We start from the raw sequence: 14,860 nt of genomic DNA, 5'->3' as shown, positions 1-14,860 counted from the left end.
TTTTACCACAAACCAAGCCCTCCTCACAATGGAGAAGGGCTGAAAAATAGTTAATAGTGAAATTTTTTTAAAGAAAGGGGATTTATACCTTTTTTTCAAAACGACTTCGCACATAAACGAGGGAGAAACAAGACAGGACAATAACCCCGCTTCCAATTATCAGAAAAGAAGAGAGATGTACACTTGGTAGCACCGTCATAAGGCCTTTTGCAATCGGCATAAATAGGATGGCTAAGGTAAAAATTGTGCTTAGGACTCTCCCCAAGTATTCTCCCTCAACCTTGGTTTGCACCTGAGTAAAAAAGTGAATATTAAAAATCGTCATAAACAGTTCACAAACTAAATTTCCAGAAAAGGAAAGAAAAGTTGGCAGTGGTAATCCCATCATAAAAACTCCAACTCCAGTCAAAGCTAGTAAAACCAAAAGGCTATGAACACTTGCTTTTATCTTACTAGCAAGAAGAGCTCCAATAATGGAACCAATTGCCCCCATAGTCAAAATACTTGCATAAGCTCCTTCTACCCCGTATAGTCGATTTGAAAAAGGGAGGAGAAATTCAAAAGCCGCAAAAAAGAAATTAACACTGGAAGCCACTAACAAAAGGAAAAAGATCTCTTGCTGGTGCCAGATATAGCCAAGTCCTTCTTTCATATCAGCAAAAATATTTTTCCAGCTGAAAGTCTTTTTCTCTTATTCCTGAGTCTCTTTTTTGGGAAGGAAAGCTACTAAAGTAAATGCGATGAAAAAGCTAATGGCATCTAAAACAAGTGTCATATGGAGACTGGCAAATTGTAAAACGATGAAAGAAAGTATAGGAGAGCTAACACCTACAACCTGCAAAACGAGCTCTAAGCGAGCATTATAGGTCACAATCTCGTCTTTCTCTACTACCTCAGTTATAATGGCTTTATTGGCTGTACGAGAAAATGCAAAGGCAATCGCCTGAACAATATTTGCGAAGATCAGAGCAGCAATCATCAAGTTATCATCTCTGATGAAAGAAATAGCTAAGCAAAGAACGCCACAAATTAAGTCCGTCGTCATCAAAATTTTGCGACGCGAAAAGCGGTCTGAAATCACTCCGCCAAAGGGATTGACTAGAATCGATGTAACCAACTCAGAAATTTGATAAATCCCAAGAACAGTCTGTCCTATCGTCCCTATTGATGCTAACCAAACACTGTTTCCATAATCATAGAGCATATTTCCTATCTTATTAATCGCACCACGACTAATCAACTGGATTGCATGTCGATTCATATAAAAAGCTCCTCTCAAATTTTGAAACTATTGTATCAAAACTGAAAGGAGTTCCTTCATATTTCCCTTATTTGGGAAATTTAAGCATTTACAAATTTTTCATAATGTTCCTGATAGTAAGCCACTTGCTCTGGAAGTCCAAGCACATCAAAAATATGCATGGCTTCCTGCATCTGACTACAACCTTCTTCTTTCAAGTCTCTCTGGTAGAGGGCAAAACCTTTGAGATAATGGAAGATATTGCGCTCATAAAGCTTGATACCATTTCCAATCAACTTCTCCACATAGCCCTCAAAATAGTCCGCATTTGCAAAAGAACGGTTCTCCAAACAATGCTGGTAACAGTTAAGAGCTAAAATCAAAACGAGTTTTCGATGGCGACCAATTTCTTTATAGTACTCCTCTCGCTCCATGACTTCTCTGCCAATCCGAGCCACATAGTCCACATTGTAGAAAGTATAGAGATTGCCAAAAAGGATAAACTCATACATGGTCCATTCTTCTGTTTGAAAAAGATAATCTGCTACCTTTTCCAAATCACTCTGACTCATCGTGTAACGAGCATCTCTTTGACAAATCAGCCCCTGTAACAAAATCCAATTCAGCTCAAAATAGAGGGGATTGGTCGAACTCTTAGCCTTTTCAAGTTGTTCTCTTTGAAGCTTTTGAAAACCCGCAATATCATTTGAGTAGTAAAGCGGAATAATCTGTGCCATCAAGGCAACATGTTCATGATTTTGAAAATCTCTAGCCTTGTCCATGAAATTTTCAATAGTCACATGAATATTATCCAAAATCTCAAAGAAACGGGAAACTGCTAGATCAGACTCCCCAAGCTCGAAGCGAGATAACTGAGAGGTTGAACATGATTCACCTGCCGCCTCTTTTAAGGAGTACTTCCCACTTGTTCGAAATTCACGAAATACCTTTCCAAGATGTTCCATTTCTTACACCTGCTCTGATAATTCTTCCCACTCAAGCATAGCTTCTTCCTGACGATGGCTGATTTTATCCAGTTCAGCCTGCAATTCCATGAGTTTTTCGGCATCGTTGGTTTCCAGCATTCGTTCAGAAATGGCTTGGCTTTGACTTTCTAGCTCTTCAATTTCAGCCTCTAAACTCTCTATTTGGCGCATGAGCTTACGGGCTTCTTTCTGACTTTCTTTCTGAGCTTGGTAGTCATTAACTGGACTTGCTTCTTTTGATTGATTGCTAGTTGAAGCTTCCTCTATTTGGCTGACTTCCATTTCAGCCTTTTTATCAACATAGTAGTCATAATCTCCTAGATAGAGAGTTGAACCATTCTCAGACAATTCTAAAATATGAGTGGCTACACGATTGATAAAGTAACGGTCATGACTGACAAACAGAAGGGTTCCATCAAAGTCAATCAGGGCATTTTCCAACACTTCCTTGCTATCAATATCCAAGTGGTTAGTTGGCTCGTCAAGAATCAAGAAATTGTTGTTTTCCATTGAAAGTTTGGCAAGCAACAGACGAGCTCGTTCACCACCTGACAGCATACCTACAGACTTTTTAACATCATCTCCTGAGAAAAGGAAGGCACCAAGACGGTTGCGGATTTCAACTTCTGGTGTCAGTTTAAAATCATTCCAAAGTTCATCCAGAACAGTATTACTTGCTGTTAGCTTACTTTGAGTCTGATCATAGTAGCCAACCTCAACATTGGCACCAAAACGCTTCTCTCCCTTGATAAAAGGGATCTGGTCTACTATTGACTTGATAAAGGTTGACTTCCCAATGCCGTTTGGTCCGACAATCGCAACAGCATTCATCTTACGAAGGTCTAGATTGATAGGTTCTGACAATATTTCCCCATCATAGCCAATAGCCGCATTTTCAACAGTCAAAACGACATTTCCCGACGTTTTTTCAGACTGGAAGGTCATATTGGCTGATTTCTTGCCAGCTTCAGGCTTGTCCAAACGCTCCATTTTTTCCAGTTGTTTACGGCGAGATTGAGCACGTTTGGTCGTTGAAGCTCGGACTAGATTGCGATTGACAAAGTCTTCTAGAGCCGCGATTTCCTTCTGTTGCTTTTCATAGTTTTTTGCCTCAGTAGCTATCTTTTGCTCCTTTAACTCAACAAAACGAGAGTAATTGCCTACATAACGATCCAAGGAATGCTTAGTCAAATCGAGTGTAACCGTCGCAACCTTGTCCAAAAAGTAACGGTCGTGACTGACAATAATGAGGGCACCGCTATAGTTCACCAAATAATTCTCTAGCCAGGCTATGGTTTCGATATCCAAGTGGTTGGTAGGCTCGTCCAAGACCAAGAGATTTGGCTTTTCAAGGAGCATTTTAGCCAGTGCAAGACGAGTATTTTGACCACCTGAAAGCTCAGCAATTTTCATCTGCCACATAGACTCGTCAAACTTGAAACCATTCAAGATAGCGCGGATATCAGCTTCGTAGGTAAAGCCACCTGCTTGGCGAAAATTCTCAGATAAGCGGTCGTAATCTGACATCAGCTTCTCCAAATCCTCACCAGACTTTTCACCCATCAATAACTCCATATGACGAAGTTGTTTCTCCGTCCGACGTAAGTCATCAAAGACATGAAGCATCTCATCGTAGATGGTATTTTCAGACTCAAAACGGCTATCTTGGGCTAGGTAAGATAGAGAAATATCTTTTTTCTTATTAATTTCTCCACTGGTTGGCTCCTCTTCCCCAACCAAAATCTTCAAAAGAGTAGACTTACCTGCTCCATTTTTTCCAACGAGGGCTATTCTGTCTCGTTCATCTACTTGCAGATTGATATGATCAAAAAGAACCTCTCCAGCAAAAGAGCGTTCAATTTTATTAGCTTGTAAAATAATCATACATCCATTTTACTATCTTTTTCTCTTTTGCACAATTGCAATGAAAAAAGTTTGAGTCATAAACCCGAACTATTCATCTTCTTTTTCATTAGAAAGCGTATTGGGCTATTCTTCTACAATGAAATAAAAGTAAATTTCCAACATTTTAAGTTATGCTAACGTTTTACTAAAATATCAAATCGTGATATAATGAAAGCGATTAAAGCAATAGATAAAGGAGATACTCTATGACTTACCAAGAAAATTATCAAAAATGGGTCGATTTTACCGGCCTTCCCGACTATCTTCGTCAAGATTTAGAAAATATGGACGAAAAAACTAAGGAAGATGCCTTTTATACCAATCTTGAATTTGGTACTGCAGGTATGCGCGGCTTGATCGGTGCAGGTACAAACCGCATCAACATCTATGTTGTTCGTCAAGCAACTGAAGGTTTGGCTCGTTTGATTGAGTCAAAAGGTGGAAATGAAAAAGAGCGTGGTGTTGCGATTGCCTATGATAGCCGCCACTTCTCACCTGAGTTTGCCTTTGAATCTGCTGCAGTTCTTGCTAAACACGGTATCAAATCTTACGTATTTGAAAGCCTTCGTCCAACTCCAGAACTGTCATTTGCAGTTCGTCACCTCAACTGTTTCGCAGGTATCATGATTACTGCTAGCCACAACCCAGCTCCATTTAATGGTTACAAGGTTTACGGTGAAGACGGTGGGCAAATGCCTCCACATGACGCGGACGCTTTGACCACTTACATCCGTGCTATCGAAAATCCATTCGCTGTCGAAGTTGCTGATGTGGAAGCTAAAAAAGCTTCTGGCTTGATTGAAGTTATTGGCGAAGCTGTCGATGTGGAATACCTCAAAGAAGTTAAAGACGTAAATATCAACCCAACCTTGATTGAAGAGTTTGGTAAAGACATGAAGATTGTCTACACACCACTTCATGGTACTGGTGAAATGTTGGCTCGTCGTGCTCTTGCTCAAGCAGGATTTGATTCTGTTCAAGTTGTTGAAGCGCAAGCAACTGCTGACCCAGACTTCTCAACTGTAAAATCTCCAAACCCAGAAAACCAAGCAGCCTTTGCACTTGCTGAAGAACTCGGCCGTCAAGTTGGTGCTGATGTTCTTGTGGCGACTGACCCAGACGCTGACCGTGTTGGTGTTGAAGTGCTTCAAAAAGATGGGAGCTACCTCAACCTTTCAGGTAACCAAATCGGTGCTATCATGGCTAAATACATCTTGGAAGCTCATAAGAGTGCTGGAACCCTTCCTGAAAATGCTGCTCTCTGCAAATCCATCGTATCAACTGACTTGGTAACGAAGATTGCTGAAAGCTACGGCGCAACTATGTTCAACGTCTTGACTGGTTTCAAATTTATCGCTGAAAAAATCCAAGAATTTGAAGAAAAACACAACCACACTTACATGATGGGATTTGAAGAAAGCTTCGGTTACTTGATCAAACCATTTGTACGTGATAAAGATGCTATCCAAGCCGTTCTTGTCGTTGCTGAACTTGCTGCCTATTATCGTTCACGTGGTTTGACACTTGCTGACGGTATCGAAGAAATCTACAAAGAATACGGCTACTACGCTGAAAAGACCATCTCTGTTACCCTTTCTGGTGTCGATGGTGCAGAACAAATCAAAGCGATTATGGCTAAGTTCCGTAACAATGCTCCAAAAGAATGGAACACAACAGCTATCACTGTCGTAGAAGACTTCAAGGCTCAAACTGCTACTGCTGCTGATGGTACTGTGACAACTTTGACTACTCCTCCAAGTGATGTGTTGAAATATACACTTGCTGACGGTTCATGGATTGCAGTTCGCCCTTCAGGTACAGAACCAAAAATCAAGTTCTACATTGCCGTTGTGGGTGAAAGCAACGAAGATTCACAAGCTAAGATTGCTAACATCGAAGCGGAAATCAATGCGTTTGTGAAATAACACTCTATAAAGATGAGATAAACTAGTCTCATCTTTTTTTCGTATCAAATCTAAGCAATTTTAGGAACTTTGTGGCATACTAGACATATCAATGAAAGCGAGGTAAACTCATGGAACAATTTTTAGAAAATATTAAAGATCTTGAAGTCACAACTGTTGCCCGTGCTCAAGAAGCACTTGATAATAAAGAAACAGCAACCTTCTTCATCGGTCGCAAAACTTGTCCCTACTGCCGTAAATTTGCTGGTACATTAGCAGGTGTCGTGGCTGAAACCAAAGCTCACATCTACTTTATCAATAGTGAAGAACCAAGCCAACTCAATGCTTTGCAAGATTTCCGTTCACGCTATGGTATCCCAACTGTTCCAGGATTCGTTCATATTGCTGATGGCCAAATCGATGTCCGTTGTGACTCTTCAATGTCAGCACAAGAAATCAAAGAATTTGCAGGATTGTAAAAAATATAAAAAAGAAGGCACTCGCCTTCTTTTTTATATCTCTGTCAATGGTGTTGCAGTATCTGGAGAGGTATCATAAACTTTAAAGTCTACTCCCACTCCTAGATCAGCTTGCGCTAGCTGGTTGACCATGGTCATATGAGCCAGCTCCTTGATATTGTTCTCTTTGGACAAATGCCCGAGGTAGATTTTCTTGGTTCGATTTCCCATTGCACGAATCATAGCCTCAGCTCCGTCTTCGTTAGAGAGGTGACCGAGATCGGATAGGATTCGCTGTTTGAGCCGCCAAGCATAAGATCCTGCTCGTAAGATTTCCACATCATGATTGGACTCAATGAGATAACCGTCTGCATTCTCAACAATTCCTGCCATACGGTCACTGACGTAACCTGTATCGGTCAGCATGACAAAGCTCTTGTCGTCTTTCATAAAGCGGTAAAACTGGGGTGCTGCCGCATCATGGCTAACCCCAAAACTCTCAATATCAATATCGCCAAAGGTTTTGGTTTTACCCATTTCAAAAATATGCTTCTGCGATGAATCCACCTTACCGAGGTACTTGCTATTTTCCATAGCCTGCCAGGTTTTTTCATTGGCGTAAAGGTCCATACCATATTTGCGAGCCAATACACCAACTCCATGAATATGATCTGAATGTTCATGCGTAATCAAAATAGCATCCAAATCTTCTGGCTTACGATTGATTTCGCTCAAAAGACTGGTGATTTTCTTACCAGACAAGCCTGCATCCACTAAGATTTTCTTTTTTGGAGTTTCCAGATAAAAGGAATTTCCACTGGAACCTGATGCTAAAATACTGTATTTAAAGCCTTTTTCACTCATTCTAGTCTTCTATTTCGTCCTCCCATATTTCTTCTTTTACGGCATCCTTATCATAAGGGAGCACTATGGTAAAGGTTGAGCCCTTACCGTATTCGCTTTTTGCCCAAATAAAACCATTGTGTTGTTTGATGATTTCTTTCGCGATAGCCAGACCCAGACCAGTTCCACCTTGAGCACGACTTCTTGCGCGATCCACACGATAAAAACGGTCAAAAATCCTAGGCAAATCTTGTTTCGGAATCCCAAGACCTTGGTCAGAAATTGACAAGATCATCTGGTCATCCGTGGTTTTCATGCTGACCGTAATCTTCCCACCATCTGGGGAATACTTGATGGCATTGTTAAGAATATTATCAATCACCTGGGTCATCTTATCCGTATCAATCTCAATCCAAACTGAAGTTATTGGATAATCTCTCACTAGCTCATATTTTTTCTCTTCATCCTGATTTCTCATCTTATCAAAACGGTTGAGGATAAAGGTGATAAAGGCTGTAAAGTTAATCAACTCTACATCCAGTTTACTAGTCGCATTGTCAATACGAGAGAGATGTAAGAGATCTGTCACCATCCGCATCATACGGTTGGTTTCATCGAGTGAAACCTTGATAAAATCAGGAGCAACAGGATCATACAGGGCTCCCTCGTCTAAGGCTTCGAGATAAGATTTAACACTGGTCAAAGGAGTACGCAACTCATGACTGACGTTCGAAACAAAGAGTCTCCGCTCACGCTCTTCCTTCTCCTGCTCGGTCGTATCATGCAAAACGGCAACCAAACCAGAGATGAACCCAGACTCGCGGCGGACAAGGGCAAAACGTACACGAAGGCTCAAATATTCACCATTAGCATCCTGAGAATCAATCGTTAACTCAGGAATCTGTGTAATCAAATCACGCAGCTCATACTCATCTTCTATCTTAAGCAATTCGAGGATGCTTTTATTCAGAACATCTTCTTTCTGCACACCGAGCTGTTTCTTTGCCATATCGTTGATCATAGTAATCTGGCCACGGCGATTGGTCGCAAGAACGCCATCTGTCATGTAAGAAAGAATACTATGCAACCTTTTACTCTCTTGTTCCAGATTTTCTTGGGTCAAACGAATAACTTCTGACAAATCATTCAGGTTATTGGTGATGTTGGTGATCTCTGTACTACCTTGCAAGTCCAAAACTTGAGAATAATCACCTGCAATTAAATCCTTGACCTTCTGATTTATCTCTTTTAACCGGATGTTATCCCGACGATTTTCCAGCAAGAGCAAGGTCACCACTAGGATAAAGCCAAGTAAAATCAGGATAAAGATAAAATCACTGGTCAGAATAGTTTGTCTAATATCTTCAATCATTATTTTTCATATAGTAGCCAACACCACGACGTGTGAGGATATACTCTGGACGGCTTGGTGTGTCTTCAATTTTCTCACGCAAACGTCGGATAGTCACATCCACCGTACGAACATCACCAAAATAGTCATACCCCCAGACAGTCTCAAGCAAGTGTTCACGCGTAATCACTTGTCCAATATGAGAGGCCAAGTGATACAAGAGTTCAAACTCACGGTGGGTCAAATCTAATTCCTCACCATATTTCTTAGCCACGTAAGCATCTGGAACGATTTCCAAATCACCAATTTGTAAGGGCTGCGTCTTCTTCTCATCAGACTCTTGGTTATCTACTGAAACTAGATCTGTACGACGAAGCAGAGCCTTGACACGTGCTTGCAACTCACGATTTGAGAAAGGTTTTGTAACATAATCATCTGCACCTAACTCCAAACCGATAACCTTGTCAAACTCGCTATCCTTAGCTGAGAGCATGATAATCGGCACACTGCTAGTCTTACGAATAGCTTTAGCAACTTCTAAACCATCAATTTCAGGGAGCATCAAGTCGAGGATAATAATATCTGGTTGCTCAGCTTCAAATAGCTCGATTGCCTCACGACCATTGAAGGCTGTAACAACTTCATAACCTTCCTTGGCCATATTAAACTTAATAATATCTGAGATTGGTTTCTCATCATCTACAATTAATATTTTTTTCATTTTATCACCTTTTCTCTATCTATTATAACAAAAAAATGTAAAGAAGGCACAAATGGCTACTGTAGGCCTTTATCTTCAAAAGTTGTTTTATAAGCCTGCCAAATTTTTTGTTGAGGTTTAGCAAGTGGATAATCAGAAAACTCCTGAGGAGAAACCCAACGAACTTCTCTGTCAGAAAACTGTTTTGTTTCCGTCACTTGACCTGCTAGGATTTGAATATGCCATTTCCGATGACTAAATACATGCTTGACCTGGTCAAATACTTGCTGGGACCAATTCACTTCTAAATCATAATCCTGCTCAAAGTTTTCTTGGGGACTTGGTCCAAAAGCTCTGCTTTCCTCTTTGACTTGTGAAAAGAGATCTAGTTGATTATCATCGCTAGAGAAATCATCAACTTCAATCAGCGGGAAATGCCAAAAACCAGCTAACAGTTTCTCACTTTCATTTTTCTCTAGTAAATATTGACCACGGTCATTGCACACAACCAAAGCCTTGAGATAGATTGGGAGGGGCTTTTTCTTGGGTTCTTTAATCGGATATACATCCATAGTTCCATTCTGATACGCCGCACTAAAGTCCTTAACAGGGCTTTCTTTTGGTCTAGGATTAACTGGCGCCTCTATGTCAGAGCCTAAATCCATCAGAGCTTGGTTAAAGTCTCCTGGTCGTTCTGGATCAATCAAGATTTCCATCATTGCCTGAAAAATTTTGCGATTACTTGGAATTCCAATATCGTGGTTGACTTCGAACAGACGTGCTAAAACCCGCATGACATTGCCATCAACCGCTGGCTCAGGCAAGTTAAAAGCAATACTGGAAATAGTTCCTGCAGTGTAAGGGCCGATCCCTTTCAAACTAAAAATTCCTTCATAGGTGTTTGGAAATTGACCCCCAAAGTCAGCCATAATCTGCTGGGCTGCAGCCTGCATATTGCGTACTCGAGAATAATAGCCCAATCCTTCCCAAGCCTTCAGTAGACGCTCTTCAGGGGCATTCGCCAGACTTTCAACAGTTGGGAACCAGTCCAAGAATCGTTCGTAGTATGGAATAACTGTATCCACTCTGGTCTGCTGCAGCATGATTTCAGATACCCAGATGTGATAAGGATTTTTACTTCTCCGCCAAGATAAATCTCGCTTGTTTTCATCATACCAGTCGAGGAGTTTTTCACGAAATGAAATGATCTTCTCCTCTGGCCACATGTCAACACCATGTTCTTTCAAATCTAACATATATCTAGTATAACATAGAAGCTTCTAACTGTCCTTTTCTCAGTACTAAAAAGCCTCTTCCCATAGGGAAAGAGGTCTATTTCTTATTGATGAACTGCTTGGGCAGCAGTGATAAGGGTCAACTTGTACACATCATCGGCATTACATCCACGAGAAAGGTCGTTTACTGGCTTGTTCAAACCTTGCAGAACAGGACCTACAGCCGAGAAACCACCAAGACGTTCTGCAATCTTGTAACCGATATTTCCTGCTTCGATACTTGGAAAGATGAATACAGTTGCTTGTCCAGCTACTTTACTTCCTGGAGCTTTCAAAGCTGCTGTTTCAGGGTGGAAGGCAGCGTCAAATTGCAATTCCCCATCGATTTCAAGGTCTGGACGTAGTTCGTGCGCACGTTGTGTAGCTGCTACTACCTTATCAACGTTCTCACCAAAACCAGAACCTTTAGTAGAATAGCTCAACATAGCAATTTTGGGTTCGATACCAAACATTTTCGCAGTGATTGCTGAGTTAATAGCAATTTCAGCTAAGGCATCTGCATCAGGATTAATGTTGATCGCACAGTCTCCGAAAAGATAACGTTCTGAACCACGAGTCATCAAGAAGGCACCTGAAGTACGAGTAACATTAGGACGAGTTTTAATGATTTGAAGGGCTGGACGAACTGTTGCAGCAGTTGAGTGAAGTGCACCTGAAACCATACCGTCAACCAAGCCCATATATACTAGCATTACACCAAAGTAGTTAACGTCTTCACGCAAGAGTCTAACAGCTTCTTCTTCTGATATCTTACCGTTACGACGTTCAACGAGCGCAGCAACCATTTCGTCAAACTTAGCGTAGTGGTCAGGGTCGATAACTTCGTAACCTTCAGTGATTCCTTCGATTTCAAGGTAGATTTTGATTTTTTCAGGGTTACCAAGCAATACTGGGATAACATCTGTTTCTTTAACCAAACGTTTTGTAGCTTGGAGGATACGAGGTTCTTTCCCTTCAGGGAGAACGATGCGTACATTTTTACCAACTAGGTTGGTTTTTAGACTTTCAAAAACTTCCATGAGTTTCTCCTTTAATATTAATTAATTGATAACTTAGTTATTAAATTCTTAAAATCATCTGGCAGTGGAGATGATATTTCCAACTGTTCTTCAAGAAAAGGATGATAAAAAGATAAGAAATGGCAATGTAGCGCTTGACGCTCTATGCCATGCTCTAAACTTCCACCATAGAGGTCATCTCCCAACAAAGGAAAGCCAATATGGGAAAAATGCACTCGGATCTGATGAGTTCGTCCAGTATGCAGTTGAATATCGACCAAGTGAATATTTCCATAAGACGCGACAACTTTGTAAGATGTATGGGCGTATTTCCCACCTTTGGCAACCCGCCTTGTGATAATGGAATCTTCATCACGCGCAATCGGGGCAATAATCTCCCCTTCAGGCTCCAAGACACCAACTCCTTTAACCAAAGCAAAGTAACGTTTTTCGATAGACTTTCGTTGCAACTGCTTGTCTAAACGTGCATGAGCGTAGCCGTGCTTGGCAAAGAGCATCAAACCAGATGTATCTCTATCAAGCCTAGTCACGATGTGAACTTGCTGGTTTTCATAGTTTTGCTTGACATAGTAGCCCTTGATAAAATTGGCAATGGTATTGGAATGATTGACACTGGGGATGGAAGCTACTCCATAAGGCTTATTCAAAACCAGAAAATGGTCATCCTCATACAAGATATCGAGTGGTCGATCAATAGCTTCAAGGCTCTCAAACCCTTCCTCTGCAGGGATATCAATAGTCACCCTGTCTCCAATATCTAAGAGATAAGTCGCATTTTGAGGTTGGTCATTGACCAGAATAGCCCCGCCTCGAAACTTAATCTTGGCCAAAAGTCCCTTGGAAACCTCGTGTTTCTTTAGGAAGGTTTTGACTTTGACGTGCTCATCTGCGATAAATTCGAACCTCATTCATCCACCTCGCCGATGAAGGCATCTTTAACACGATTCCAGAAACTAGTGTGGCTTGGAGTCGCTACGAAGTGAATCTTGTGATGGTCGATTTGATACTCAATCCGTTCGATATTACGGAATGAATAGACACTGTTATCGACTGATATCGTGTGGTAATCATTGCGTGTTGGAAAGAGTTCAATCTTATCTTTTTTGGGAATAATGATTGATGATCCCAAAGTGCGATAGACTCGGTTGTTAAGGCTGGCTATCTCCGTCAACTGCAAGGCTTCAATGGTAGGATGCAAGACAGCTCCACCCAAGGACTTGTTGTAGGCAGTACTTCCCGTCGGTGTCGAAACTGTTAGCCCGTCTCCACGAAAACGTTCAAAGGGAACACCATTGATTACAATATCCGCAACCATGGTGCGATCTGACCGACGGATGCTAGCTTCATTTAAGGCTCGGAAGGTTTTTACATCTCCATTTTCAAGTGTCACTTTGACATTCAAGACTGGGTAAGAAACCTTAGCTCCAGAATCCAGTTGGAGATTGGTAACTAGCTGGTCCAACTCAAAGTCACGATAATCCGTGTAAAATCCCAAATGACCTGTATGAACACCTACAAATCGAACCTTGTCTAACTGATTCTCATACTTGTGAAAAGCAGACAAAAGCATCCCGTCGCCACCAATCGAAATGACAATGTCGGGATTGGTATCGTTCAGTATAAAATGTTGTTTCTTTAGTTTTTCCCTCAGCTCATGCAAAACCTTCTGACTCTGAGGTTTTCTATTTGCTATGAGGTCAACTCGTTTACCTGTATTCTTCATCTGTATCGTCACTATTTCCTACACCATCGTTTAGTTTTCTGCTCAATGGATCAAAGAGAGCCTGCGCTTCCTGGATGTCGTCACGAATCTTGCCCATTTCTTCATCCAGTTGATAGGCTATTTTCGCCGTGATTTCCAGTCTTTTCCTGATTTCTTCTGGAAAATCGCCCTGATATTTATAATTGAGCGAGTGTTCAATCGTAGCCCAGAAATTCATGGCTAAAGTCCGTATTTGAATTTCAGCCAAAATCGTCTTAGCCCCGTTGATCGTATCAACCGTGTACTCGACAACCACGTGATAAGAGCGATAACCTGAAGCCTTACGATGAGTGATATAGTCTCGTTCCTGAATGATTCTCATATCTTGGCGTTTACGTAGAATCTCAACTACTTCTTTAACGTCGTCAACAAACTGAACCATGACACGTAAACCTGCAATATCTTGCAGATCATGTTCCAGACTTGCATAAGTAATTCCTCGACGAGCCATCTTTTCTTTGATACTTTCAATCGGTTTGACACGACCCGTTACAAATTCAATCGGAGAATGCTTGTTTTGCTTACGATACTGTTTGCGAATTCCCCGAAGTTTAATCTTCAACTCACCTACAGCCTGAATGTAAGGATCTAAAAATTCTTCCCATTCTATGGTCATACTTTCTCCCTTGTAATGTTTGATTGCTCTGTCGAAAATCTTTGATTTTTTCAATACATTCGTATACAATAAATACATTGTCCATTATACCATAAATCGCTTTCAAAGATATAGAAAAGGTTGAAAAAATGAAACATTTAGAAATAGAATTGAAAACACTTCTGAAAAAAGAGGAATATGATCATCTAAAAAAACAGTTTTCCCATATCCAACCCGTCCTTCAGAAAAACTACTACATTGACACACCAGATTTCCAATTGCGTGAAAAGAAGGTTGCCATGCGCATTCGCACATTTGCAGATTGGGCGGAATTGACCTTGAAAGTGCCTCAAACTGTAGGAAATATGGAATACAACCAGAAATTGACTCTTTCAGAAGCTGAATCATACCTAGAGAAACAAAAACTACCTCAAGGGCTCGTTCTAGAGAAGCTTGCTAAGATTGGCATCGAAAGCCATGAATGGCTTGTTCTAGGCTGTCTTTCAACTCTACGTTATGAAACGAAAACTGAAATTGGCTTAATGGCCTTAGACGAAAGTCAATACTTTGACCAGACGGACTATGAACTCGAGCTTGAAGTCACAGACCATGAAAAAGGGAAAGCCGATATTAAGAGATTTTTAGATGAGAATCATATAGTTTATAAGAAAGCTCCATCAAAATTAATTCGTTTTATTAAAAGCATGAAAAAAAGCTGAAATAATCTCCTTTTTTTGGTAGAATAGAAAAGATAAAAATAAAAGAATCTTGCTTTGAAAAACAGAACTTTCTCAAAGGAGAT

The 14,860-nt window shown here is 40.8% G+C and carries 13 protein-coding genes and 1 pseudogene; 3 read left to right on the top strand and 11 right to left on the bottom strand.

Going from position 1 to position 14,860, the window contains the following annotated elements; translation table 11 throughout:
• Nucleotides 1-82: 82 nt before the first annotated feature.
• The 3 genes and pseudogenes from DB729_RS05460 to DB729_RS05450 form a co-directional block, all read right to left on the bottom strand.
• Nucleotides 83-1,261: pseudogene (locus tag DB729_RS05460) on the bottom strand (MFS transporter).
• 80 nt (nucleotides 1,262-1,341) lie between these two features.
• A complete protein-coding gene (locus tag DB729_RS05455; protein WP_109290050.1) occupies nucleotides 1,342-2,205 on the bottom strand; it encodes an Rgg family transcriptional regulator in 864 nt (287 codons plus the stop codon).
• A gap of 3 nt (nucleotides 2,206-2,208) precedes the next feature.
• Nucleotides 2,209-4,110 (bottom strand): ABC-F family ATP-binding cassette domain-containing protein, encoded by a 1,902-nt coding sequence (locus DB729_RS05450; protein ID WP_109290051.1) that lies wholly within the window; start codon nucleotides 4,108-4,110, stop codon nucleotides 2,209-2,211.
• Nucleotides 4,111-4,337: 227 nt separating this feature from the next.
• On the opposite strand from DB729_RS05450, the gene DB729_RS05445 reads away from it, so the two are divergent.
• Both DB729_RS05445 and DB729_RS05440 read left to right on the top strand, forming a co-directional pair.
• Complete coding sequence (locus DB729_RS05445) at nucleotides 4,338-6,056, top strand: phospho-sugar mutase (protein ID WP_109290052.1); 1,719 nt, start codon at nucleotides 4,338-4,340, stop codon at nucleotides 6,054-6,056.
• A gap of 110 nt (nucleotides 6,057-6,166) precedes the next feature.
• The gene (locus DB729_RS05440; protein ID WP_109290053.1) at nucleotides 6,167-6,514 is read left to right on the top strand and encodes a DUF6568 family protein; all 348 of its coding nucleotides are present in this window, start codon (nucleotides 6,167-6,169) and stop codon (nucleotides 6,512-6,514) included.
• A 33-nt stretch (nucleotides 6,515-6,547) separates the two neighbouring features.
• Here DB729_RS05440 and DB729_RS05435 read toward each other — a convergent pair whose 3' ends face one another.
• From DB729_RS05435 to yjbM, 8 genes are all read right to left on the bottom strand, one after another.
• Nucleotides 6,548-7,357: an MBL fold metallo-hydrolase gene (locus DB729_RS05435; RefSeq protein ID WP_084938650.1), complete on the bottom strand. Its 810-nt coding sequence runs from the start codon at nucleotides 7,355-7,357 to the stop codon at nucleotides 6,548-6,550.
• A gap of 1 nt (nucleotide 7,358) precedes the next feature.
• Nucleotides 7,359-8,708, bottom strand: coding sequence for a cell wall metabolism sensor histidine kinase VicK (gene vicK / locus DB729_RS05430; RefSeq protein WP_109290054.1), 1,350 nt, complete (start codon nucleotides 8,706-8,708; stop codon nucleotides 7,359-7,361).
• On the bottom strand, nucleotides 8,701-9,408 hold the full coding sequence (yycF, locus tag DB729_RS05425; RefSeq protein WP_109290055.1) for a response regulator YycF: 708 nt from the start codon (nucleotides 9,406-9,408) through the stop codon (nucleotides 8,701-8,703). The genes vicK and yycF overlap by 8 nt, the downstream gene beginning before the upstream one ends.
• Nucleotides 9,409-9,464: 56 nt before the next feature.
• On the bottom strand, nucleotides 9,465-10,643 hold the full coding sequence (gene mutY, locus DB729_RS05420) for an A/G-specific adenine glycosylase (RefSeq protein WP_109290056.1): 1,179 nt from the start codon (nucleotides 10,641-10,643) through the stop codon (nucleotides 9,465-9,467).
• A gap of 83 nt (nucleotides 10,644-10,726) precedes the next feature.
• Nucleotides 10,727-11,701, bottom strand: a complete 975-nt coding sequence (pta, locus tag DB729_RS05415; protein ID WP_007522018.1) for a phosphate acetyltransferase — start codon at nucleotides 11,699-11,701, stop codon at nucleotides 10,727-10,729.
• Between the two features lie 17 nt (nucleotides 11,702-11,718).
• Nucleotides 11,719-12,609 (bottom strand): RluA family pseudouridine synthase, encoded by an 891-nt coding sequence (locus DB729_RS05410; RefSeq protein ID WP_109290057.1) that lies wholly within the window; start codon nucleotides 12,607-12,609, stop codon nucleotides 11,719-11,721.
• Nucleotides 12,606-13,424: an NAD kinase gene (locus DB729_RS05405; RefSeq protein WP_109290058.1), complete on the bottom strand. Its 819-nt coding sequence runs from the start codon at nucleotides 13,422-13,424 to the stop codon at nucleotides 12,606-12,608. Before DB729_RS05405 ends, DB729_RS05410 begins: the two co-directional genes overlap by 4 nt.
• Entirely contained in the window at nucleotides 13,408-14,079 is a 672-nt protein-coding gene (gene yjbM, locus DB729_RS05400; protein ID WP_109290059.1) for a GTP diphosphokinase, read from the bottom strand. The genes DB729_RS05405 and yjbM overlap by 17 nt, the downstream gene beginning before the upstream one ends.
• 128 nt (nucleotides 14,080-14,207) lie before the next feature.
• Between yjbM and DB729_RS05395 the strand changes: the two genes are divergently transcribed.
• Nucleotides 14,208-14,777: a CYTH domain-containing protein gene (locus tag DB729_RS05395; RefSeq protein WP_109290060.1), complete on the top strand. Its 570-nt coding sequence runs from the start codon at nucleotides 14,208-14,210 to the stop codon at nucleotides 14,775-14,777.
• Nucleotides 14,778-14,860: the final 83 nt, after the last annotated feature.

It is taken from the genome of Streptococcus halitosis (assembly GCF_003143695.2).
GTDB lineage: Bacteria > Bacillota > Bacilli > Lactobacillales > Streptococcaceae > Streptococcus > Streptococcus halitosis.
Note: the sequence above shows the minus strand (reverse complement) of the source record. Positions and strands in the feature narration are given on the sequence as shown.